The sequence below is a fragment of the Aquipluma nitroreducens genome, assembly GCF_009689585.1.
Lineage (GTDB): Bacteria > Bacteroidota > Bacteroidia > Bacteroidales > Prolixibacteraceae > Aquipluma > Aquipluma nitroreducens.
Window position 1 is genome coordinate 2,151,457 of sequence record NZ_AP018694.1, and the last position, 20,663, is coordinate 2,172,119.

Below are 20,663 nucleotides of genomic sequence, written 5' to 3' on the forward strand. Positions count from 1 at the left end.
GTATTTAGTTCCCAGATAAAAGAAACGGACTCTTTTCTATGTGAAAGAGTCCGTTTTTTTTTTGTGTGTCTGTCAACTGCGACTGATCACTGATCACTATTTGTAGGTCATCAGTTTGCTCAAATATTTGCCAATAATATCGAATTCGAGATTTACAGCAGTTCCAACTTCGAACGTGTGAAAATTAGTTTCGTTGTAGGTGTAAGGAATAATAGCTACCTGAAATGAATTGTCTTTTGAGTTCACCACGGTTAAACTTACGCCGTTCACTGTAACCGAACCTTTTTCAACAGTCATATAACCTTTTTGCGCCATTTCCTTGTCGAACGGATATTCGAAAGTGAAATACCAGCTTCCGTCAGCTTCTTCAACCTTGGTACAAGTGGCAGTCTGATCAACATGTCCCTGAACAATGTGCCCGTCCAAACGGCCATTCATCATCATGCTCCGCTCCAGGTTTACCTTGCTTCCTGGAACTAGTTTTCCCAGATTGGTCTTCAGCAGAGTTTCTTTAATTGCAGTAACCGTATAGGTTTTAGCATCACGATCGATTTTAACAACTGTTAAACAAACACCGTTATGAGACAAACTCTGGTCGATTTTCAGCTCATCAACAAAAGAGCAGGTGAGTGTAAAATGATAATTTTCCTGATCTTTCTGAATGGTAATTACTTTGCCGGCTTTTTCTACTATTCCTGAAAACATGGTCGCTTAATTTAAAATTTCGTTGCGAAGTTACAAGTTTCGGATGGAGTTGCAAATTGATTTGGTGGAGTGATGCTGAATTTCACAAATATGAATTTGGAAAAGAAATTTTGACTTATTTTTCATAAACTTATCAGAATATTCAAGAACAATATCTGAACAAAATGAATGATACGAGAATTGATCAAATAATCAATATTCTTTATGCTGCTACAGCAATTTCTGTTTTGCCAGGCGCTTTTTTCAGGCTTCAGCATTACCCATATGGAAATTATTTACTTTTGGGTGGATTTATTCTGGGAACGATTTTAGGCATTTCAAAATTGATAATCACTAAAAGCTAATTCATAAACTTCTGCTGCCAACAGTTGTTAAAATACAAACATTTTACCTTAGCCAAAATTTGAAACGATGACAACAGTAAAAACAACTTATTTAGGCGATTTACGCACCGAAAACATTCATTTGCAATCGGTTAGCAAAATAATCACTGATGCTCCAACCGACAATCGGGGCAAAGGCGAGGCTTTCTCTCCTACTGATTTGCTGGCAACAGCTTTGGGCAATTGCATCATGACTATCATGGGCATCAAAGCAATGGACAATGGAATTGACCTTAAAGGAACCGAAATCGAAATTACAAAAATTATGGCCGATGCACCCCGTCGGGTGTCTGAAGTCATTCTGGAATTCAACTTTCCGAAGAAAGGATACACTGACAATGAAAAACACCTGATTGAAAGTGTTGCTGGTATCAGTCCAGTTCCTTTGAGTGTTCATCAAACCTTAAAACAGACTATCAAATTCAATTGGTAAATAGTCTCCTTTCAACGAAACGCCAAACCCCGATTTGCGGGTATTTTGCAGTTACCGGCAATGTTTTGTGTATGTCCAATTAGATTTTTTTCTGGATTTGCCAATAGTGTCCAAAAGGGTCTTTGAACATTCCCTGACGGTAACCATAATCGTGGTCAGTTGCAGGATTAATTTCAGTTGCACCTGCCCGAATCGCTTTATGCATTAAGTCGTCCACATCAGGAACAAACAAACCTATAACTGAAGTCACTCCTTTGGCGCTTATTGGTTCAAGAGCGTCACGCATGGTTTCGTGCACATGAAAAATTGCACCGTTGATTTCTAATTCAGCAACATGAATGCTCCCGTCATCGTTCCTAAGACAAAAATGTTCTGTTGCACCGAATTTAGTGTAAAAATCAATGTTAAATGTCTCGTTAGGAATATGCAATTCAGGAGCAAAATGTGTTGCGTCGTCTTTAGTATTCATATTGCTTTGATGAACTAATACATTACATTTTTGTCTGTCCGTAATAATTTTTTCAATGAGTCTTATCCGGAGTCAAAACTCTGGTGGAATAATTGATCATCCACTTGATGCCAAACTGGTCGGTAAACGATCCATAATAATCGCCCCAGAACATATCGGCCATTGGCATTTCTACCACACCTCCTTCGGCGAGTTTGGCAAACAAATCATCGGCCTGAGAACGCGAATCAGTATGAATGGAAATGTAAACATTATTCCCTTTATTCACCGTAAATCCCATTGATTCCGGAGCATCCGACCCCATCAATAAATGATCTCCGAGAATGGGAAGCGCCACATGCATAACCAGATTTTTGTCTTCTTCCGGAAGTGGAGGCATGCCTTCCATGGGAGGTACTTCTCCAAACCGGTTGATTTTTCCATCAATAAAGTCGCCACCGAAAACCGATTTATAGAAGTTGAAAACTTCCTCGGTGTTTCGGGAAAAATTCAGGTATGTGCTAATCTTTGCCATTGTTTTAATTTTTAATGGGTTAATAATTCATTGCTATAATCATTTTGCGTTTCGTTGTCTTTATCATTCCTTTTTGTCAAGAAAACTTTCAATCATTGGAATAGCAATGAAGTCGATTTCTTGATAATTGGGTTTTAGAGTAGTGACCTCTCCAATATATTCGCCGTGCCCGCCGGGGATTATTGCCAATTCTGAGTTGGCAATCAGGCGATGCATTTCAATAGCATGTTCCGGAGTAATCACATCTTTATCGCCAATGATAATTAGTGTCGAGGCTTTAATTGATTTTATCTTTTCATCCGGAATATCTTTAAAATCAACCATTCTTTTTGCATCCTTGTCGTGCATAACCTGCAGCCCATTGGTATCCAATGCAACTTTTTTGTACCCTTCTTTTAACTGCTCCGGCATATTTTCAAGCCGCGCCTGTTTCATAAAATCCCAAAATTGAGAAGGAACTCCATTCCGTTTACAGAGCGCGGAAGCTGCAACTAGTTTATCAACCAATTCCGGATGGCGAATGGCGATTTGCAAAGCCGTAGTGCCGCCATTGCTAAAACCAAAAATATCAGCTTTGAGAATGTTGAGATTTCTTAAAAGTGCTGCAACATCATCGGCATCCTGCTCAAATGAAACTTCGCCAACTCTATCACTTGTCCGACCGTGGGCTTGCAATTCAACTGCAATAAGTTGTCTATGTTTTGCAAGCATCGGGATTACCCTTCCAAATGTTGTCTGAATAGTAGAACCGCCACCATGAATTAACACAAGAGGTTTTCCTTCTCCGTATAACTCGTAGTACATTTTCAGTCCATTCACTTCAGAATAACCACTTTTGAAAGCCACGCCGTCGACTCTGGTATCCACAGTATCTTTAGTTTTCCCGCTCTCTTTACAAGAGGCAAGAATCAAAATTATTAAAGCAAATAATGTTAATATCCGTTTCATTTTTGTCGAAGATGTCAGGCATTCGTTGTTTTCGTCAGTTACTTTTATCCGTTAGAAAAATCGACCATCCATTCGATACCGAATTTGTCTCTAAACATCCCAAAATATGACCCCCAGGGACTATCGCCAATAGGTACTTCAATACTTCCTCCAGCTGAAAGTCCGCGAAATAACTTGTCGGCTTCTTCACGACTTTCAGCACTAATAACTATTTTAGATCTGTTTTCATTTTCATTTACACGGCCCATACTTTCCGGAACATCATTTCCCATTAAACTGTTTTTGCCAATAGGCAACGCAATGTGCATTATCTTATTTGCATCGTTTTCTGCTACCGGAAATTCAGGACTGGACAAGTCTTTTAAACGAACAATCGTTGCGATCTCTCCGCCAAATACTGATTTGTAAAAATTGAATGCTTCCTCGGCATTTCCGTTGAAGTTAATGTGTGGATTAATTGTTGCCATAATTGTAATCTTTTAAAGTTATTTTTCTTATTCCAAATGCCTGGGCGCAGGGTGCAATACAATGAAACACAATGTTAGCGATCCGTTGTTTTTTCGTTTGTCGGTTCATAGAAAAGCGTTACTGCGCCACCACTAAAGGTTTTAGTCTTTAAGAGTTTAAGAATAGTCCTGTCGTTTATATTTTCAAATAAGGACAAACCGCTTCCTGCAACTACAGGATGAACACAAAGTTGGTATTCATCGATCAAATTAAGTTTCATTAGTTGTATAATTAAACTCCGACTGCCAACTAAGATATCACCGCCTGGTTGCCGCTTAAGCTCTAAAACCTTTTCTTCAAGAGATTTATTTGACAATTTAGCGCTGTTCCATTCTATATCTTTCAGCGTGTGCGAGAAGACAATTTTTGGAATTTTGTCTATTGCAACAGCAAAGTCATTCATTGATTTTTCTTCTGAAGGATTTTCTAGCAGGGTTCGCCAAAATTCCATGAGTTGATACGTTGTCCTGCCGTATAGGATCAAGTCTGCCTGACGCAGTAGTTCCGTATAATGTTGATGTATTTCTTCATCGGGCAGACCTGCCGTATGATCGCAAAACCCATCAAGTGTCATATTGATTGCTGCAATTAGCTTTCTCATAAATTGTCAAAGTTTAACTTTCGGAGGACTTTACTTTTCACATATTTCTTTCAACTTATCGAGTGCTTTTGGGTAGGTCTGGTTCATATAAGCTAAAAAATCTTCAGTGATGTCTAAGTCAACGGTAACGGTTGCAGTCCCATTGTTTTCTTCGAAGGTATAGTTTTCAAATCCGTTTGCCCATTTTTCCACTTCTGGTCCTTCTGTAATTTCCTTGTCAGCGTTTAAAAGGCCATAATGTTGAATCGAAACAAATCGGTTGGGAATGTTTTCAGCTATCCTGGAAACCATACCTCCCCTTTCTCCATTCTCATCAACTCCAATAAACAGAATTTTGCTTCCCTTGTCCCAACTTCCTTCATAGCTCGATGTCGGGTTAAACAAAGAAGTCCATTGCTCATAAGTTGATTTACTGTTGATGCCAAGCATAAAATCATATATTTTGGGCACAGGTGCATTGATGCTTACTTTGAATTGTAACTTTTTCATCTGTGAATAATTTCAATATTTGTTTACTTTACTCTTTCGGGTTGCTGTTTCCAGTCACTTTTGGCAGTGGTTTAACGTAGACTATAACAGCCTGTTATACACTGTCTTCGTTTTTCATACCTTTCAAAAGTGCATAAATCGCCATAGCGTGGCCATGCCCCAAACCAAACTCATTCTTTAGCCAATCAACAATTTCACCAGCTTTTATTCCGGGGTTCAATTGTCCGTTTTCACTAAACCCTTTCTCTTCTGCCATTTTCCTGAAATCTTCAGGGTCCTTGCCCGTCTTCGATTTGATTGTATTTAAATAAGCCTGAAATGACATAGTTTTTCCCATTAATTGGTTTGAAACATTGCATTCATGCGCTTTTGCATTTCCTCGAAAGAAACATCCTCGATGTGTGTCATAATTGACCACTTATGACCAAACGGATCGGTAATACCGCCTGTTCGGTCTCCATAAAATTGGTCTTTCACCACCATTTCACCGGTAACTGTTGCTCCGGCCTCAAGCGCTTTGGCAAATACGGCATCAACGTCTTCCACATAGATGCAAAGGCTTACCGGAGATCCACCGATTGTTTGCGGACTTAAGTTTCCCCACTGTTCATTTTCTTCGGCAAGCATGATTTTTGAGTCGCCTATTTCCAGTTCCGCATGTCCAATGCTTCCATCCGGCATGGTGAGCAGCCCTGTTTCTTTAGCGCCAAAGGCACTTTTGTAAAATTCGATGGCATCAGATGCTCCCTTTACTGAAATATAGGCAGTTATTGAGTTCCATCCTTCCGGAATTGCTTTAACTTTTGTTTTCATGATTGAATTGTTTTGAAGTTATAAGTTAGTTTTTGTCTCATAATGCAGGCAAACTACTCCTGAAAGGAATGTCCGACTCGAAATGAGTTTTAAGTATATGCTCTGGTTAAATGGTTTGAAAAGGGAATTTCCTCCTCCTAGCAGTATCGGATTTACAAACAGCCAATAGTCATCAATGAGGTTTTCAGCCGTCAATTCATGAACAATTGAAGGACTGCCAAACATGATGATTTCTTTTCCATCCTCCTTCTTCAGTTTCCTGATTTCATCAGTCAGATTTTCGCTAATAATCCTGGTGTTTTTTGGAGCAGGGCCTTTCACTGTTCTTGATGGAACAATTTTTGAAACACTATTGTACCACGCAGAATGTTCGATGTCGTGCTTTGTTGCATTGGGTTGATCGGCTGCTGTCGGCCAGTAGTCTTCCATCAATTCGTATGTAACCCGCCCATAAAGTGCAATGTCGGCAGCCAATGTTCTTTCTTTTGCTAAGTCAAACATTTCCTGATCAATGTTTATCCAACTCATCTCTCCCTTAGCATTAGTTACAAAGCCATCGAGCGAAATGTGCATAAATGAAACTACTTTTCTCATTTCCTTATTTTTAACTGGTTTAAATCAGAACTTCGGCATGATAACCATTTTGATAGAGTATTTCAATAATTATATGGTTCGAAACACTTTCAGCTTCAATCCTCAAAATTTTATCGCAGTCTTCCAAATCAAAATTGATCTGACTATTTGGAATCTGATTCATAATTTGATCAATAAGCATTTCTGAATGCTCTGGCTGTTCAACATTTGTTTTAAATACCTCGACCATTTCTGATTCTTTTAAGTTGTATTTACTATTGATTCACAGCATCCTGTAACATTTTAATGTCAAGTTTTTTCATTTGAAGCATGGTCTGCATCACATTGCCACCTTTGCTCAGTAACTCACCCAGAACATTCGGTACAATTTGCCAGGAGACTCCAAATTTATCCTGAAGCCAGCCACATTGCTGTGCACCTTCGAAACCTCCTTCGGATAGTTTTTCCCAGTAATAATCAATTTCTTCCTGAGTTTCACAATTCACCACCATCGAGATGGCTGGATTAAAATTCATGCCCATATTTTCGTGGCTGTCCATGGCAATGAATTCCTGTCCGTTGAGGGTGAATTTGCAGTGAACGACAGCGCCTTCAGGACCTACTTCCTTTCCGTATCGCTCCAATTGGATAATTTCGGAATCCTTGAAAATGGAGGTGTAGAAATGGATTGCTTCTTCTGCTTTTTTGTGCTGATCGCCCGTAAACATAAAACAGGGAATAATTTTTTGTTCGCGTTCAGGTAAAATTAATTGCCACGAAACACCAAATTTATCCTGAATCCAACCGTATTTTTCGGCAAACGGATAGTTGTCAAGTTCCATCATTACCATTCCGTCCACCGATAATTTTTTCCACAGTCGGTCTATCTCCAGAACGCTTTCGCAATTCACAAAAAAGGAAATGGTTGGATTGATTTGAAAGACGGGACCTCCGTTTATAGCAACAAAATCCTTCCCTTCAATCTGGAAAGCCATGGTCATAACCGAATTTTCAGGCATCCCTGAAGCTCTGGCGCCATCACTACTATATCGAGTGGTTGTTTTTATTTCAGAATTTCTGAAAGCAGTGATGTAAAAATTAACAGCTTCTTCGGCCTGTCTGTCGAACCATAAAAAAGGAGTGATCTTTTGAATTTTCATTCCCTTTTTCATTCTATCTGATTCAGTTTTAGTTTGTGTTTCCATGATTGCAATTGTTTATTTGATTAGAACATTATCTACATCCACAAAGTTCGAACATTGTGGTTATAAGATCAGTAACAAAAAAGTCAAATTTCGGGGTATTTAAGACAAAATTGTCTTAAATTTGTAAAAAGAACAAAACAATGACAAACTTAGGATTGGTATTACCTTATGATTATAAGCTATTAAGCATAGCTGCAATACTCGATGTTTTTGAAACTGTTAACCGAATTTACACTGAGGGGAATCAGGAAAAACCATTCGTGATAAATATTCTTCGTACGCCTGACCAAATTGAAAAAGAGGGTTCAATGGTATACGGTTATCCGGTATCCTCCACACAATCAGATCTGATTGCTGATATAGTTTTGATTCCCTCGTTTACATCAAATAACTTAACCGAAACGCTATCGAAGAATCAAATGTATATTCCCTGGTTGCAAAGTCAATATCAAAAAGGCGCAATAATTGCCAGTTTCTGCACCGGAACGTTTTTGTTTGGCGCTTCAGGTTTGCTCAACGGAAAGTTAGCAACCACTCACGTTGATGCCTGTTCCCGATTTTCAGCTGCTTTTCCTTCCGTAATTTTAAAACCCGACCAGGTAGTTACAGTTGATGGTCGTTTTTATACCAGTGGCGGATCAACGTCAACCTTTCACCTTTTGCTGAGGTTGGTTCAAAAATACTGCGGAAATGAAATGGTAATCCGCATAGCCAAAATTTTTGCCATTGATTTGGATCGGTATAGCCAGAGCTATTTTGGAACTTTTGTGCCCAGCCGAAATCACAAAGACGAACTGGTGAAAAAAGTTCAGGAGAATTTGGAAACCCGGTTTCATGAGATTGGATCGCTGGAGGATATTATGAAAGACATTCCTTCGAGCAGAAGAAATTTTGCCCGCAGATTTAAGCTGGCAACCGGAATTCCTCCTATTGAATATTTGCAAAATGTGCGCATCGAGTCGGCCAAGAAACAATTGGAACAAACCAATCAGAACATCAACGAAATTATTGACCGGACTGGTTATTCCGACCCAAAATCGTTCCGGAAGGTTTTTAATAAGCTGGTTGGCATGAGTCCGATGGAATACCGGGAAAAATTCAATGTTCGATAGAAGAACAAAGCAAATTTGTGTTGAAGAATTCCGTGAAATCATTTTTCCCTTTGTATTATTCATTCATTCCCTTATCTTCGATTCAAAATAACACGAATCAGTAAAAAAGTAACACATGACTGTTTCTCGCTTTGGCGTTTCGTTGGAAGAAGAGCTGCTTACCGCATTAGACCAGTATGTAACCGAAAATAATTTTTCGAACCGATCGCAGGCAATACGCTACCTGATTGAAAAAAACATGGTAGAGCAAAAATGGAAATGCGACAATTTGGTTGCAGGTGCAGTGGTGATGGTTTACGGCAGCCTGAAGCCTGAAATCCGCACCCGATCAGCAGAACTTCAGTTACAGTATCGCGATGTAGTAATTGGTGTTCAGCAATTTAATCTGAGCGAACAAAATTGCATGGAAATTATTGCAGTGAAAGGCGCCTCTCGCCGACTAACTGAACTTTCTGACAAGCTTATCGGGATTAAAGGCATTCAGCATGGTAAACTAATCATGAGTAAAACCGAATAATTTTTTTACCTGAACAGTAACACGAATTAGAATAAAAGTAACAAGTAAATAATATGAACGAACTAAATCCAGCGCTAAACGAAAAACTCCAGTTGCTTGAAAACTGGTTCCGACAGCGAAAAGGCTCCATTGTTGCTTTTTCTGGTGGAATCGATTCTACTTTAGTCCTTTATCTGGCCCGGAAATTTCAGGGCCCAGAAAATGCGATTGGCGTAATTTCCAATTCAGAAAGCCTGAAGATTAAAGATTTCAACCTGGCCCAATCGTTTTGCAAAGAATTTGACATTCAGCTTCGTGTGATTAAAACCGATGAACTGAGCGACTCGAACTACAACGAAAACCCAATCAACCGCTGTTTTTTTTGCAAAGATCACTTGTTTCACGACCTTCAGAAAATAGAAAAAGAATATCCGGGATTTGAGGTTTTAAGCGGCACCAATTACGACGATTTGGGCGACTACCGGCCAGGAATTGATGCTGCAAAAAAAAATCTGGTAACTTCTCCACTTGTCGATTGCAAAGTTTCCAAAGAAGAAATTCGCGAAATCGCACGCCATTTCAATTTACCCAATTGGAACAAGCCTGCCAGCCCCTGCCTGAGTTCGCGCATTCCGTATAATCAGGCTGTAACGCTCGAAAAACTCAGACAAATTGAAGCTGCTGAAGATGTTTTGAATAGCTATGGTTTTGAAGATGTCCGGGTTCGTCACTTTGGAACCTTTGGCCGAATTGAAGTTCAGCAAGAAGATCTGGAAAAACTTCTGGCAATCAAGGACCAAGTATACAATGACATCAAAAAACTTGGATTTGCCCGAGTTGAAATTGATGAAGAAGGTTTGGTTTCAGGAAAAATGAACAGGGTATTAAACAAATCAGAATCGAAAAATAACAAGATATGAAGATATTGTATTACGATTGTTTTGCCGGGATTAGCGGAGACATGAATCTTGGCGCTATGATTGATTTAGGAGTTGATCCGGACTTTTTGATTGCCGAACTTCAGAAATTAAATATTGAAGGTTTTCACCTCGAAATTCAAAAAGACATCCGTCGGGGGATTTCAGGAACAAAAGCAACTGTGGTTGTAGAAAATCCGGAAAATGAAAAACACCGCCATTTGAGGCATGTGGAAGAACTGATTAATCAAAGTAGCCTTTCGCCGGAAGTCAAAATTCTATCGTTAAAAATCTTCGATCTCATTGCCGTTGCCGAGGGGAAAGTTCACAACATCGATAAGCAGCGGGTTCATTTTCATGAAGTAGGGGCTTTGGATTCCATTGCCGACATTGTTGGCGCTGCCATTTGTCTCGATTACCTGAAAGTGGATAAAGTGATGTCGGCTCCCATTCAGTTGGGTGGTGGAATGGTGAAATGTGCGCATGGTATTATGCCAGTTCCTGCTCCGGCTACTGCGCTGATTGTTCAGAATGTGCCCGTTAAAACCGGTTTGGTTCAACATGAAGCGACTACGCCAACAGGTGCAGCTATTCTGGTTTCTATTGTTGATGAATTCACCGGCCAGATCAATTTCCCAATACAAAAAACGGCTTATGGGATTGGGCAACGCGACGTTTCGGAAGTTCCCAATGTGCTGCGGGTTTACCTTTCGGAAACCAGCGACAATGCGGATAATACAAGTCAGAAAGAAGCTTGTATGCTCGAATGTAACATTGACGATATGAATCCGGAATGGTACGATCATCTTTTCGGGAAACTCTTTGAAGCCGGTGCCAGCGATGTATTTTTAACACCGATTATCATGAAAAAATCGCGACCGGCAAACATGCTTTCAGTTTTATGCAGCAAAAATATTGCTCCTGAAATGAAAGCTATCATCTTCAACAACAGCACCACTATTGGGCTCAGGGAATATCAGGTTACCAAAACGGTTCTTGAACGTCAGGAAAAAGAAATTGAAACAGAGTTGGGAAAAGTACGGGTAAAATGCAGCTATTTTCAGGGAAAAGAAATTCGGTTCAAACCTGAATTTGAGGATCTGAAGAAACTGGCAACTGAGCATGGCCTCAGCCTGAATGAGGTGGAGATAATCATTTCGAAAAGCCGATAATATGAATATTCAGGACATCCTCGAAAAATACAAGGACGGCGAAATGGATTTGGTTGAAGCGCTATCGCATTTCACCAAACAGGGTATTGAGGAAATGGGTTTTGCGACCATTGATACCGACCGCAAGCATCGTACCGGATTGCCTGAAGTGATTTATGCGTCAGGAAAAACTACCGAACAAGTCCGGTTAATCGCCGAACGTATGTTCAACAAAGGTATTGATATACTGGCAACCCGCGCCACTCCGGAGATTTACGAGGCGGTCAAAATGGTTGTGCCTGATGCAGTTTATAATCAGTTGGCAAGAACGATTGTTTACAAACATAAAGAAGAAATTTCAGGGAAAGGATATATCGCGGTTGTTTCTGCCGGAACCTCCGACCTTCCGGTTGCCGAGGAGGCGGTTGAAACAGCCCGTTTCCTGAATAATGAAGTGGTTACAGTCTACGATGTTGGAGTTGCAGGAATTCACCGGCTTTTCAACAAACTTGACTTGATCAGGAATGCACGTGTTATTATTGTTGTTGCCGGTATGGAAGGCGCTTTGGCCAGTGTGGTTGGTGGTTTGGTTGATAAACCGGTTATTGGTGTACCAACAAGCATTGGATACGGCGCAAACTTCCAAGGATTATCGGCGCTGCTATCGATGCTGAACAGTTGTGCCAGCGGCGTTTCAGTTGTTAATATCGACAATGGTTTCGGTGCCGCCTGTCAGGCCTCCCTAATCAACAAATTATAGATTTCAAAAATGAACGAACTGATCTTACTTTCCCTTACCGCTGCTTCACTTGGATTTATCCACACAGCTTTGGGTCCCGATCATTATTTGCCTTTTATTGTGTTGAGCAAAGCCAGAAATTGGAGCGTACCCAAAACCATGTGGATCACTTTTATTTCAGGAGTTGGGCACGTGGGCGGTTCTGTAGTAATCGGACTTGTGGGAATTGCATTAGGAATCAGTTTAAATAAACTAACTTTTGTAGAGGAATTCAGAGGTGACATTGTTGCATTACTTCTGATTGCCTTTGGCCTGGGCTATTCGATTTATGGCTTTTATAAGTTTCTGAAAAATGGAGGCCATCATCATCTGCCAAATTTTTTGATCCCCAAAAATCTTCGTGAAATTAAGCATCAGGTTAGCCACGGATTGGAAGAAAAAGTTGATGAAACCAAATTGACTCCCTGGGTTTTGTTTATCATTTTTGTTTTTGGCCCCTGCGAAGTTTTAATCCCGATGTTATTCATTCCGGCAGTACAAAGCAGCTCTACCGGAATTGCTTCAGTTGCCCTTTTCTTCGGAATTACCACAATAGCCACCATGATGTTCATTGTTTATCTCGGACATCTTGGTTCATCCTTCCTGAAATTTAAATCCAAAGAAAAATACATGCACCTGATTGCGGGCCTTGTTATTTTGATTGCTGGCTTAGGTATGCATTTCTTTGGTTGGTAAATAACACAATTAACTATCACTTATTTAAACACTTAAATCCGTTCATCATTACCAGAGGATCACGATGGGACGGATTTTTTTTATCAAAAAATGATAGTTCTTGTAACGAATCGCCTGGCTAGCCGTCTTATTACATTGTAAACAAAGAACAGAAACAGAATGCCGATTGGCAAATCATGCCATTACCAATGCATTGAAAAGCCATATTAAATGGAATAAAACTGATGATTTAATCGATTTACAGGAAAAAATCGGCCATTCATCGAAAAAAGTAGCACAAAGCCAACAGTAATTCTGAATTTTGACATTAGAAAACTAACAGAAAACAAAGCCATGATTAGATTAAACAACATTAACAAATCCTATGTAATGGGAAGCAACAGTCTTCATGTTCTGAAAGGCATAGACCTTCAAATCGAACAGGGTGACTTTGTTTCCATCATGGGTTCATCCGGTTCCGGAAAATCAACTCTTCTGAACATTTTAGGTATGCTTGATAATTACGACAGCGGAACTTATCATTTATCGGGCAACCTGATCCAAAACATGAGTGAAAAAAAAGCGGCTCAATACCGAAACGACCTTGTCGGTTTTATATTCCAGTCGTTTAACCTCATTTCGTTTAAAAACGCCATGGAAAATGTGGCCCTGCCCCTTTACTACAAAGGTGTACCGCGTAAAAAACGCAACCAGATTGCGCTCGAATACCTCGAAAAACTGGGATTGAAAGATTGGGCAACCCACATGCCAAACGAAATGTCAGGAGGTCAGAAACAACGCGTGGCCATTGCCCGGGCACTCATTTCTCAACCCAAGATTATTTTGGCCGACGAACCAACCGGAGCATTGGATTCAGCAACTTCATACGAAGTGATGGATATCCTGAAAAAAGTAAACGACGACGGCATCACCGTAATCATTGTTACGCATGAACACGACATTGCCGCAATGACCAACCAGATTATCCGGCTTAAGGATGGGTTGATTCACGAAATCATCCGTAATGGCGAGCTGAAACAGTTCAAGAAAGAATATACACATGGGCTAGAAGCCGCTCAAATCCCAAGCTATGTTTGATATCGACAAATGGCAGGAAATTTTTGCCACCATCAAAAAAAATAAGATGCGGACTTTCCTCACCGGCTTTTCAGTAGCCTGGGGAATTTTCATGCTGATGATTTTGCTGGGCTCCGGAAACGGTTTAAGCAACGGGGTTGCCAACAATTTCATGAACGATGCAGTAAATGCCATGTGGATCTGGCGTGGCGAAACCACTATACCTTATGAAGGAATGAAAAGTGGACGTTCCATCCAGTTTCATAACGATGATCAGGAAATTGTGCAAAAAGTTCCCGGAGTTGGAGTATCATCAGGTCGCTATTTTATGGGAAATACCCGCTATTCATATTTAAAGGAATCGGGCGAATATACCACCATTACCTGCCAACCAGCATTAAAGGACGTTGAAAACCTTATTCTGAATGAAGGGCGGTTCATAAATGACCTTGACATTATCCAAAAAAGAAAAGTTGTTGTCATAGGAGCAGACATTAAGACAGCTCTTTTTAAGGATTCGGTTGCGTTAGGTGAGTATGTGAATGTAAATATGGTGCCTTTTAAGGTAGTCGGCATTTGCTCGGAACCCGGATCGACCCAGAACCGCAATGCTTACATGCCACTTTCCACTGCTCAAATGATTTTTAGCGGATCAAATAAGCTTCACAACCTGGCACTTACAATAAACGCTACTACTCTTGAAGAAAGCCAGGCCATCGAAGAGCAAATCCGGAATGCATTGGGCAAGCAACATAAATTTGATCCAAAAGATGAAGGTGCAATAGGCCTATACAATAAGTTGGAAAACTATATCCAGACCATGAAAATATTCCAGGCCATTAAAATCTTTATCTGGATAATTGGTATCGGAACTTTAATTGCCGGAATCGTCGGTGTTAGCAACATCATGCTTATCGTGGTAAAAGAACGTACCAAAGAAATTGGAATCCGAAAAGCAATTGGGGCAAGTCCGTCATCAGTAATTGGTCTGATTTTGCTTGAATCAATCATGATAACTACCATAGCCGGTTATATTGGTTTGGTATTGGGAACGGGACTCATGGAGATGATCAACTATTTCATGATGCAATCCGCCGGACCAGCAACTGAACAAAGCGAAACCATATTCATGAATCCAACGGTTGACATTAACATCGCAATTTATTCGACTTTGCTTCTGATTGTTGCCGGTGCAATCGCCGGATATATTCCAGCTAAAAGAGCTGCCAGTATTAAACCGATTGTTGCCTTGCGCGACGAATAATAAGAGGAGGCAATATCATGTTTGATTTAGATTTATGGAGTGAGATAATTAGCGCTCTGAAGAAAAACCGGATGCGAAGCTTTATGACTGCCTTTGGTGTTTTCTGGGGAATTTTCATGCTGATTGTAATGTCGGGCGCAGGAAAAGCTTTGGAAAACGGCGTACTGGATGGAGTCAGGGCCTTTGCAACCAATTCGGCATTCTTCTGGACCGAACGAACCAGTGTCCCTTACGAAGGATTTCAACGCGGACGCCGCTGGAACTACGAAACAAGCGACATTGATTACATCCGCGACAACGTTAAAGAGGTAGAATACTTATCACCACGTTTGTTTGGAAATCAGCAAGCTGGCAACAATACCATTCGTGGTGAACGGGCCGGGGCATTTAACGTATATGGCGATTATCCCGACTATTTTAAAATCGACCGCTGGACTCCTGCCAAGGGACGTTTAATTAACGATATAGATATGCTTCAGGAACGAAAAGTTTGCAACATTGGTGAACGGGTTGTTGAAGTGATGTTTGGGAAAGATGAAAATCCGATAGGACAATACCTGAAAATTAGCGGAGTCTACTTTCAGGTTGTAGGAGTCATTCATGCTGAAACACGTATCAATATTGGAGGAGGCAAGAAAGAAGAAACCATAATTATTCCGTTCTCAACCATGCGGAAGGCCTATAATTATGGCAACAGGGTATATTTCTTCTCGGTAACTTCAAAACCAGGAACAAAAGTTAGTGATCTGGAAGAAAAATTAAAAACCTTACTCAAAGATCGACACAAAATTGCACCTGATGATCAACAGGCCATCGGATCGTTCAACATCGAGAAAGAATTCGTCAAGTTTAATGCGCTGTTTCTTGGTATTCAGGGTCTGACCTGGATTGTTGGAATCGGAACCCTTCTGGCCGGAGTTATCGGAGTTAGCAACATCATGTTGGTTATCATTAAAGAACGGACACAGGAAATCGGTATTCAACGAGCCATAGGGGCAACGCCTGCAACCGTTATCAAACACATCGTTGCCGAAAGCGTGTTCCTTACAGTAATGGCCGGATATATCGGACTATCGCTCGGGGTTGGAGTACTCGAAATTTTGAATCAGATATTACTGAGAGGTGGTGATAAATTGTTCTTCCGCAATCCGGAAATCAACCTCACCATGGCGCTATCGGCACTGGCGGTACTTGTCGTAGCCGGAATTATTGCAGGCCTCATCCCGGCCAAAAGAGCGGTCAGTATCAAACCAATCGATGCAATCAGAGACGAATAAAAAAGTCATTTGTCAATAAAAAATGGAAATGACCTTTCCCCGATGACTAATGACGCTAATAAATAATAATCAGAAACAGAAACATATAAAAAAACTAAATCATGAGAAAAATTTTTAAAATCCTGGGAATTGTAATCCTGGTCGGAATTTTTGGAGGTACCATTTACTTCCTTTATACCAAATCGAAAAAAGTGCCTGATGTATACGAAACAAAAAATCCATTCGTATCCAACGTAATTCGGAAAACAGTTGCTACCGGATCAGTCGTTCCACGTAAAGAAATCGAAATTGTACCGCAGGTTTCAGGAATTATTGATGAATTGTACGTTGTTGCCGGCGACTTTGTAAAAAAAGATCAGGTGATAGCTAAAATCAAGATTATTCCCGACATGGTAAACCTGAACAATGCGGAGAACCGCTTAAACCGGGCAAAACTAAGCGCCGATGATGCTAAAGTTGATTTCGACCGCCAGCAAAAATTGTACGATCAGAAAGTAATTTCATTCGAAGAATACAAAAAAGCTAAGGTAACTTATGATTCATCCAAAGAAGAATTATCCGCAGCAGAAAATAATCTGGATTTAATTAAAAACGGTGTAACAAAAAAGGCATCAACAGCTACTAATACACTTGTTCGTTCAACTGTAAACGGAATGGTGCTTGATGTACCAATTAAAGAAGGAAACTCGGTTATTCAATCGAACACGTTTAATAACGGAACAGCCATTTGTACGGTTGCCGACATGCAGGACATGATTTTTAAAGGCAAGGTAGACGAAACCGAAGTTGGTAAAATCAAAGAAGGAATGAACATTGAACTTGAAATTGGCGCCATCGAAAAAGATAAATTTGGAGCAATCCTGGAATATATTGCACCGAAAGGAAAAGAAGAAAATGGAGCCATTCAGTTCGAGATCAAAGCTAATGTGGTACTGAAAGAAAATCAGTTTATCCGTGCAGGTTACAGTGCAAATGCCAATATTGTTTTGGAGAAAAAAGACAGCGTACTGGTTATTCCTGAAGGATTATTGAAATTCGAAAAAGATTCATCGTTTGTTGAAGTTGAAACAGCCATTCCACAGACCTTTGAAAAACGGATGGTTAAAACCGGCATTTCTGATGGCATCAACATCGAAATTACAGAAGGGCTGACCAAAGCAGATAAGGTAAAAGGCGAAAAAGTTGATCCGAAGAAGGTGAAAGAAGAAGAAAAGAAAAAAGCATAAACAGTTATGAGTTATAAGCTATAAGTTATCTTTGATCCTGATACTTGCAGCTAAATACTTTCAGCTATTTTCAGTAAAATAAATTTTAAAAATATACGAATGAAACGAATATACAGCCTTATTGCCGCCGCTATTCTGCTGGTTGTAACAACAAGCGCACAGGCACAGGAATCGTGGTCGTTACAGAAATGTATTGATTATGCCCTCAAAAACAACATTCAGATCAAACAACAGGTACTGAATTCAGAATATTACACGAATCAGCTTGGACAGGCAAAGAATAACCGTTTGCCAAACCTGAATGCCAACTTCCAAAATAATACAAACTTTGGACGAACAGTCGGCGCCGATAATACCTATCTGGACATCAATTCGAACTCTACTTCTGGTAGCTTAAGTTCAAACATTACGCTTTGGAGCGGGTTTACACTGAAAAACTCGGTTAAAATGGCCGACATGGATTTACGCTCCACACTTGAAGATCTGCAAAAAGCCAAAGACGATATGATGCTGAATATTGCAGCTTCGTACCTCGAAATACTTTTTGCCGATGAACTGGTGACTGTTGCTGAAGATTTGCAAAAAATAACACAGCTACAGATCGATCGCACCGGGAAACTGGTTGAAGCCGGTAGTTTGGCGAAGGGAAGTTTACTCGAAATTGAAGCTCAATTTGCCCGCGAAGAATTAAACGTTGTAAATGCCCAAAACCGTTTGCAACTTGCCTATCTGGCATTGTATCAGTTGTTGGAACTGCCTTCGACAGAAAGCTTTAAAGTTGAAAAACCTGTGCTACCCGAGATTGGTGCAAATATGAGTTTAATGAATACCATGGATGTCTTCAAAAATGCCGTACAAATCAGGCCAGCAGTAAAAGGAGCCGAATTTAAATTGGAGAGCGCCCGTGCACAACTGCTGGTTGCAAAAGGTAATATGATGCCTTCGCTATCGTTTGGTGGAAACTACTACAATTTTTACAACAACAAATACACCGATTATTCGGGAAACAAAATTGCATTTAGCGACCAGATTAAAAGCAATGAGCGATATGGTTTTGGATTTACACTGAGTGTCCCAATTTTCAATCGTTATCAGGCAAAAACAGGGGTGAGCAATTCGCAAATACAGGTTGAAAACACCGAGTTGCAATTACAGAGCACTAAAAATTTACTCCGGAAAGATATTGAACAAGCTTATACCAATGCGATAGCAGCTTTTAAAAGATATGTAGCCAATCAAAAAACTGTGATTTCCTCCAAGGAAGCTTTCCGCTATACCGAGGAAAAATTTAACGTTGGAATGATTAATTCGGTTGAATACAATCAGAGCAAGAATAACTTATCTGCAGCTCAAAGTGATTTGCTTCAGGCCAAATACGAATACATTTTCAGAACTAAGATTCTGGATTTCTACAATGGCAAAACCATTGAATTGTAATGTATTAATGACTGCTTTCTACTCAGAGCAGAATACCTAATAGTTTTACCCGTCTGTACCCTCAGGCGGGTTTTTTTATGCGAATTTTTCAACCCATTAAGCAAATTCAAAAGCATTCAAGACTCCTATTTTTTAGCGTTTCTCCCGAATGTAATTTATGCCTCAATAATAAACTGATAACCGCCTATCAAGAGAGATTTTTTTTTACTTTTGCCGCGCAAACCAATATCAATTTTAAAATGGACGAAGGGCCTGCGAGTATATTATTTATAAACCTGATATAGCAGGAAAGCCAATCGTTTGTTTGAGCTCCTCCTGTTGTGTTACAAAAAAGGAGGTGCATATGACTACTATCACCACGTTTTATTTAAGCCGGATTGTCGGGATAAAAGCATACGATTCCAATGGTAAATACATTGGAATTGTAAAGGATTTGTTGGTTGAATCCGATTCAGCAACCTTTTCGACACGACATCCTTCTGTTACCGGCATCAAGATAAAAAGGAATAATAAACTGTTTTTCTTTTCCTTTCAGCAATTCCAGGTTGAAAAACTTAATGGCGATATTAAAGTTATTGCCTCTCAGCCAACAGAGCTATCTGAAGATAGAATTTCAAATGACTTATCGCTGGTTGAATCAGTTCTTGACAAACAGATTGTTGATTTAAACGGGCGTAAACTGGTACGCGTAAATGATGTACGGTTAGTTTCACTTGTTAACGGAACTTTCGCGGTGGCAGTGGATATCGGTACTGAAGGGTTGTTAAGAAGGATTGGAATTGCAAAACCGTTGAAGGCCGGTCTATCATTGGTTGGGTCGAGTATTCCAGGTAAGTTCATCAACTGGGAGGATTTTGAGGCGATTGACTTCTCCAATTCGAACATTAAACTTTCAAAGACATATAAAAAACTACAGACACTGCATCCGTCAGATTTAGCCGACATTATTGAAGAATTAGGCAAAAAGGCAAGTGCTGAAGTCTTTTCCTCGCTCAATGATGAGCAGGCCGCCGATGTAATGGAAGAACTTGAGCCTGAAACCCAGGTTCATATTATCGAAAGCCTTTCCATCGAAAAAGCGGCTGACGTACTGGATAAAATGCCTGCCGACGAGGTTGCAGATATCTTTGATAGTCTGGAAGACGAAAAAATCGAGCTTTTGTTGAACGAGATGGAGAAAGAAACTTCCCAGGAGGTTCGGGAATTGCTTGTGTACCCCGATCATACAGTTGGAAGTATCATGTCGTATGAATTCATGTCATTCAACCCGAATATGACCATTGAGGAAGTTTTGGAAGAACTCCGTAGAACGAGACCCGAATCTGAAACTTTATATAACCTCTTTGTTACCGATGAAAATGAAATTCTGCTTGCAACATTCTCCATCCGCGATGTTGTAATCTCAGCTCCTGACACCAGAATAAGTGAAATTATGCGACCGTCACCCGTCCATCTGGTTGACTATCAAAAGATCAATGAAGTTGCTGAAATTGTTTCAAAATATAACCTTCTGGCCATTCCGGTAGTTGACGACCAAAACGTTTTAAAAGGAATGGTTGTTATCGATGATATTATCGAAGACTTAATCCGCAAACGTCGAACAAACAGATAAG

26 protein-coding genes are annotated in these 20,663 nt (G+C 40.1%); 14 read left to right on the forward strand and 12 right to left on the reverse strand.

From position 1 onward, the window contains the following. Positions 1-96: 96 nt before the first annotated feature. The gene (locus AQPE_RS08960; protein ID WP_318350723.1) at positions 97-705 is read right to left on the reverse strand and encodes a riboflavin synthase; all 609 of its coding nucleotides are present in this window, start codon (positions 703-705) and stop codon (positions 97-99) included. 164 nt (positions 706-869) lie between these two features. On the opposite strand from AQPE_RS08960, the gene AQPE_RS08965 reads away from it, so the two are divergent. Together AQPE_RS08965 and AQPE_RS08970 are read left to right on the forward strand one after the other, a co-directional pair. Further along, positions 870-1,049 carry a hypothetical protein gene (locus tag AQPE_RS08965; RefSeq protein WP_318350724.1) on the forward strand — a complete coding sequence of 60 codons (180 nt, stop codon included), beginning with the start codon at positions 870-872 and terminating at the stop codon, positions 1,047-1,049. A 67-nt stretch (positions 1,050-1,116) separates the two neighbouring features. Next, positions 1,117-1,521 (forward strand): OsmC family protein, encoded by a 405-nt coding sequence (locus AQPE_RS08970; protein WP_318350725.1) that lies wholly within the window; start codon positions 1,117-1,119, stop codon positions 1,519-1,521. A gap of 79 nt (positions 1,522-1,600) precedes the next feature. On the opposite strand, the gene AQPE_RS08975 is transcribed toward AQPE_RS08970, so the two are convergent. The 11 genes from AQPE_RS08975 to AQPE_RS09025 form a co-directional block, all read right to left on the reverse strand. Next, positions 1,601-1,990: a VOC family protein gene (locus AQPE_RS08975; RefSeq protein WP_318350726.1), complete on the reverse strand. Its 390-nt coding sequence runs from the start codon at positions 1,988-1,990 to the stop codon at positions 1,601-1,603. A gap of 52 nt (positions 1,991-2,042) precedes the next feature. Next, positions 2,043-2,504, reverse strand: coding sequence for a VOC family protein (locus AQPE_RS08980; RefSeq protein WP_318350727.1), 462 nt, complete (start codon positions 2,502-2,504; stop codon positions 2,043-2,045). Positions 2,505-2,567: 63 nt separating this feature from the next. After that, positions 2,568-3,371, reverse strand: coding sequence for an alpha/beta fold hydrolase (locus AQPE_RS08985; protein WP_318350728.1), 804 nt, complete (start codon positions 3,369-3,371; stop codon positions 2,568-2,570). Positions 3,372-3,496: 125 nt separating this feature from the next. After that, the gene (locus AQPE_RS08990) at positions 3,497-3,919 is read right to left on the reverse strand and encodes a VOC family protein (RefSeq protein ID WP_318350729.1); all 423 of its coding nucleotides are present in this window, start codon (positions 3,917-3,919) and stop codon (positions 3,497-3,499) included. A 74-nt stretch (positions 3,920-3,993) separates the two neighbouring features. After that, on the reverse strand, positions 3,994-4,560 hold the full coding sequence (locus AQPE_RS08995) for a dihydrofolate reductase family protein (protein ID WP_318350730.1): 567 nt from the start codon (positions 4,558-4,560) through the stop codon (positions 3,994-3,996). Positions 4,561-4,590: 30 nt separating this feature from the next. After that, positions 4,591-5,049 carry a hypothetical protein gene (locus AQPE_RS09000; protein ID WP_318350731.1) on the reverse strand — a complete coding sequence of 153 codons (459 nt, stop codon included), beginning with the start codon at positions 5,047-5,049 and terminating at the stop codon, positions 4,591-4,593. 94 nt (positions 5,050-5,143) lie between these two features. Continuing rightward, the gene (locus AQPE_RS09005) at positions 5,144-5,386 is read right to left on the reverse strand and encodes a DUF4287 domain-containing protein (protein WP_318350732.1); all 243 of its coding nucleotides are present in this window, start codon (positions 5,384-5,386) and stop codon (positions 5,144-5,146) included. Continuing rightward, positions 5,386-5,862 (reverse strand): VOC family protein, encoded by a 477-nt coding sequence (locus AQPE_RS09010; RefSeq protein WP_318350733.1) that lies wholly within the window; start codon positions 5,860-5,862, stop codon positions 5,386-5,388. Before AQPE_RS09010 ends, AQPE_RS09005 begins: the two co-directional genes overlap by 1 nt. Positions 5,863-5,880: 18 nt before the next feature. Next, a complete protein-coding gene (locus tag AQPE_RS09015) occupies positions 5,881-6,456 on the reverse strand; it encodes a dihydrofolate reductase family protein (protein WP_318350734.1) in 576 nt (191 codons plus the stop codon). 19 nt (positions 6,457-6,475) lie between these two features. Continuing rightward, positions 6,476-6,685, reverse strand: a complete 210-nt coding sequence (locus AQPE_RS09020; RefSeq protein ID WP_318350735.1) for a hypothetical protein — start codon at positions 6,683-6,685, stop codon at positions 6,476-6,478. Between the two features lie 25 nt (positions 6,686-6,710). After that, positions 6,711-7,640 (reverse strand): VOC family protein, encoded by a 930-nt coding sequence (locus tag AQPE_RS09025; RefSeq protein ID WP_318350736.1) that lies wholly within the window; start codon positions 7,638-7,640, stop codon positions 6,711-6,713. Between the two features lie 140 nt (positions 7,641-7,780). On the opposite strand from AQPE_RS09025, the gene AQPE_RS09030 reads away from it, so the two are divergent. The 12 genes from AQPE_RS09030 (at position 7,781) to AQPE_RS09085 (ending at position 20,662) form a co-directional block, all read left to right on the forward strand. After that, the gene (locus AQPE_RS09030; protein WP_318350737.1) at positions 7,781-8,752 is read left to right on the forward strand and encodes a GlxA family transcriptional regulator; all 972 of its coding nucleotides are present in this window, start codon (positions 7,781-7,783) and stop codon (positions 8,750-8,752) included. 115 nt (positions 8,753-8,867) lie between these two features. Next, positions 8,868-9,269: a nickel-responsive transcriptional regulator NikR gene (gene nikR, locus AQPE_RS09035; RefSeq protein WP_318350738.1), complete on the forward strand. Its 402-nt coding sequence runs from the start codon at positions 8,868-8,870 to the stop codon at positions 9,267-9,269. Positions 9,270-9,322: 53 nt separating this feature from the next. Beyond that, positions 9,323-10,168, forward strand: a complete 846-nt coding sequence (gene larE / locus AQPE_RS09040; RefSeq protein WP_318350739.1) for an ATP-dependent sacrificial sulfur transferase LarE — start codon at positions 9,323-9,325, stop codon at positions 10,166-10,168. After that, entirely contained in the window at positions 10,165-11,337 is a 1,173-nt protein-coding gene (gene larC, locus AQPE_RS09045; protein WP_318350740.1) for a nickel pincer cofactor biosynthesis protein LarC, read from the forward strand. The genes larE and larC overlap by 4 nt, the downstream gene beginning before the upstream one ends. 1 nt (position 11,338) lies before the next feature. Continuing rightward, the gene (gene larB, locus AQPE_RS09050; RefSeq protein WP_318350741.1) at positions 11,339-12,076 is read left to right on the forward strand and encodes a nickel pincer cofactor biosynthesis protein LarB; all 738 of its coding nucleotides are present in this window, start codon (positions 11,339-11,341) and stop codon (positions 12,074-12,076) included. A 9-nt stretch (positions 12,077-12,085) separates the two neighbouring features. After that, a complete protein-coding gene (locus tag AQPE_RS09055) occupies positions 12,086-12,790 on the forward strand; it encodes an urease accessory protein UreH domain-containing protein (RefSeq protein WP_318350742.1) in 705 nt (234 codons plus the stop codon). Between the two features lie 333 nt (positions 12,791-13,123). Next, positions 13,124-13,867: an ABC transporter ATP-binding protein gene (locus tag AQPE_RS09060; RefSeq protein WP_318350743.1), complete on the forward strand. Its 744-nt coding sequence runs from the start codon at positions 13,124-13,126 to the stop codon at positions 13,865-13,867. Beyond that, complete coding sequence (locus AQPE_RS09065; RefSeq protein WP_318350744.1) at positions 13,860-15,110, forward strand: ABC transporter permease; 1,251 nt, start codon at positions 13,860-13,862, stop codon at positions 15,108-15,110. The genes AQPE_RS09060 and AQPE_RS09065 overlap by 8 nt, the downstream gene beginning before the upstream one ends. A 17-nt stretch (positions 15,111-15,127) precedes the next feature. Then, positions 15,128-16,387, forward strand: coding sequence for an ABC transporter permease (locus AQPE_RS09070; RefSeq protein ID WP_318350745.1), 1,260 nt, complete (start codon positions 15,128-15,130; stop codon positions 16,385-16,387). Positions 16,388-16,488: 101 nt separating this feature from the next. Next, positions 16,489-17,613 (forward strand): efflux RND transporter periplasmic adaptor subunit, encoded by a 1,125-nt coding sequence (locus tag AQPE_RS09075; RefSeq protein ID WP_318350746.1) that lies wholly within the window; start codon positions 16,489-16,491, stop codon positions 17,611-17,613. Between the two features lie 99 nt (positions 17,614-17,712). Further along, positions 17,713-19,050: a TolC family protein gene (locus tag AQPE_RS09080; RefSeq protein WP_318350747.1), complete on the forward strand. Its 1,338-nt coding sequence runs from the start codon at positions 17,713-17,715 to the stop codon at positions 19,048-19,050. A gap of 343 nt (positions 19,051-19,393) precedes the next feature. Further along, positions 19,394-20,662: a magnesium transporter gene (locus tag AQPE_RS09085; RefSeq protein WP_318350748.1), complete on the forward strand. Its 1,269-nt coding sequence runs from the start codon at positions 19,394-19,396 to the stop codon at positions 20,660-20,662. Position 20,663 lies beyond the last annotated feature (1 nt).

Bases quoted from the DNA above. Each gene is read 5' to 3' on its own strand.
- AQPE_RS08960 (WP_318350723.1), bottom strand. From the start codon at position 705: ATGTTTTCAGGAATAGTAGAAAAAGCCGGCAAAGTAATTACCATTCAG.
- AQPE_RS08965 (WP_318350724.1), top strand. From the start codon at position 870: ATGAATGATACGAGAATTGATCAAATAATCAATATTCTTTATGCTGCT.
- AQPE_RS08970 (WP_318350725.1), top strand. From the start codon at position 1,117: ATGACAACAGTAAAAACAACTTATTTAGGCGATTTACGCACCGAAAAC.
- AQPE_RS08975 (WP_318350726.1), bottom strand. From the start codon at position 1,990: ATGAATACTAAAGACGACGCAACACATTTTGCTCCTGAATTGCATATT.
- AQPE_RS08980 (WP_318350727.1), bottom strand. From the start codon at position 2,504: ATGGCAAAGATTAGCACATACCTGAATTTTTCCCGAAACACCGAGGAA.
- AQPE_RS08990 (WP_318350729.1), bottom strand. From the start codon at position 3,919: ATGGCAACAATTAATCCACACATTAACTTCAACGGAAATGCCGAGGAA.
- AQPE_RS08995 (WP_318350730.1), bottom strand. From the start codon at position 4,560: ATGAGAAAGCTAATTGCAGCAATCAATATGACACTTGATGGGTTTTGC.
- AQPE_RS09000 (WP_318350731.1), bottom strand. From the start codon at position 5,049: ATGAAAAAGTTACAATTCAAAGTAAGCATCAATGCACCTGTGCCCAAA.
- AQPE_RS09005 (WP_318350732.1), bottom strand. From the start codon at position 5,386: ATGGGAAAAACTATGTCATTTCAGGCTTATTTAAATACAATCAAATCG.
- AQPE_RS09010 (WP_318350733.1), bottom strand. From the start codon at position 5,862: ATGAAAACAAAAGTTAAAGCAATTCCGGAAGGATGGAACTCAATAACT.
- AQPE_RS09015 (WP_318350734.1), bottom strand. From the start codon at position 6,456: ATGAGAAAAGTAGTTTCATTTATGCACATTTCGCTCGATGGCTTTGTA.
- AQPE_RS09020 (WP_318350735.1), bottom strand. From the start codon at position 6,685: ATGGTCGAGGTATTTAAAACAAATGTTGAACAGCCAGAGCATTCAGAA.
- AQPE_RS09025 (WP_318350736.1), bottom strand. From the start codon at position 7,640: ATGGAAACACAAACTAAAACTGAATCAGATAGAATGAAAAAGGGAATG.
- AQPE_RS09030 (WP_318350737.1), top strand. From the start codon at position 7,781: ATGACAAACTTAGGATTGGTATTACCTTATGATTATAAGCTATTAAGC.
- nikR (WP_318350738.1), top strand. From the start codon at position 8,868: ATGACTGTTTCTCGCTTTGGCGTTTCGTTGGAAGAAGAGCTGCTTACC.
- larE (WP_318350739.1), top strand. From the start codon at position 9,323: ATGAACGAACTAAATCCAGCGCTAAACGAAAAACTCCAGTTGCTTGAA.
- larC (WP_318350740.1), top strand. From the start codon at position 10,165: ATGAAGATATTGTATTACGATTGTTTTGCCGGGATTAGCGGAGACATG.
- larB (WP_318350741.1), top strand. From the start codon at position 11,339: ATGAATATTCAGGACATCCTCGAAAAATACAAGGACGGCGAAATGGAT.
- AQPE_RS09055 (WP_318350742.1), top strand. From the start codon at position 12,086: ATGAACGAACTGATCTTACTTTCCCTTACCGCTGCTTCACTTGGATTT.
- AQPE_RS09060 (WP_318350743.1), top strand. From the start codon at position 13,124: ATGATTAGATTAAACAACATTAACAAATCCTATGTAATGGGAAGCAAC.
- AQPE_RS09065 (WP_318350744.1), top strand. From the start codon at position 13,860: ATGTTTGATATCGACAAATGGCAGGAAATTTTTGCCACCATCAAAAAA.
- AQPE_RS09070 (WP_318350745.1), top strand. From the start codon at position 15,128: ATGTTTGATTTAGATTTATGGAGTGAGATAATTAGCGCTCTGAAGAAA.
- AQPE_RS09075 (WP_318350746.1), top strand. From the start codon at position 16,489: ATGAGAAAAATTTTTAAAATCCTGGGAATTGTAATCCTGGTCGGAATT.
- AQPE_RS09080 (WP_318350747.1), top strand. From the start codon at position 17,713: ATGAAACGAATATACAGCCTTATTGCCGCCGCTATTCTGCTGGTTGTA.
- AQPE_RS09085 (WP_318350748.1), top strand. From the start codon at position 19,394: ATGACTACTATCACCACGTTTTATTTAAGCCGGATTGTCGGGATAAAA.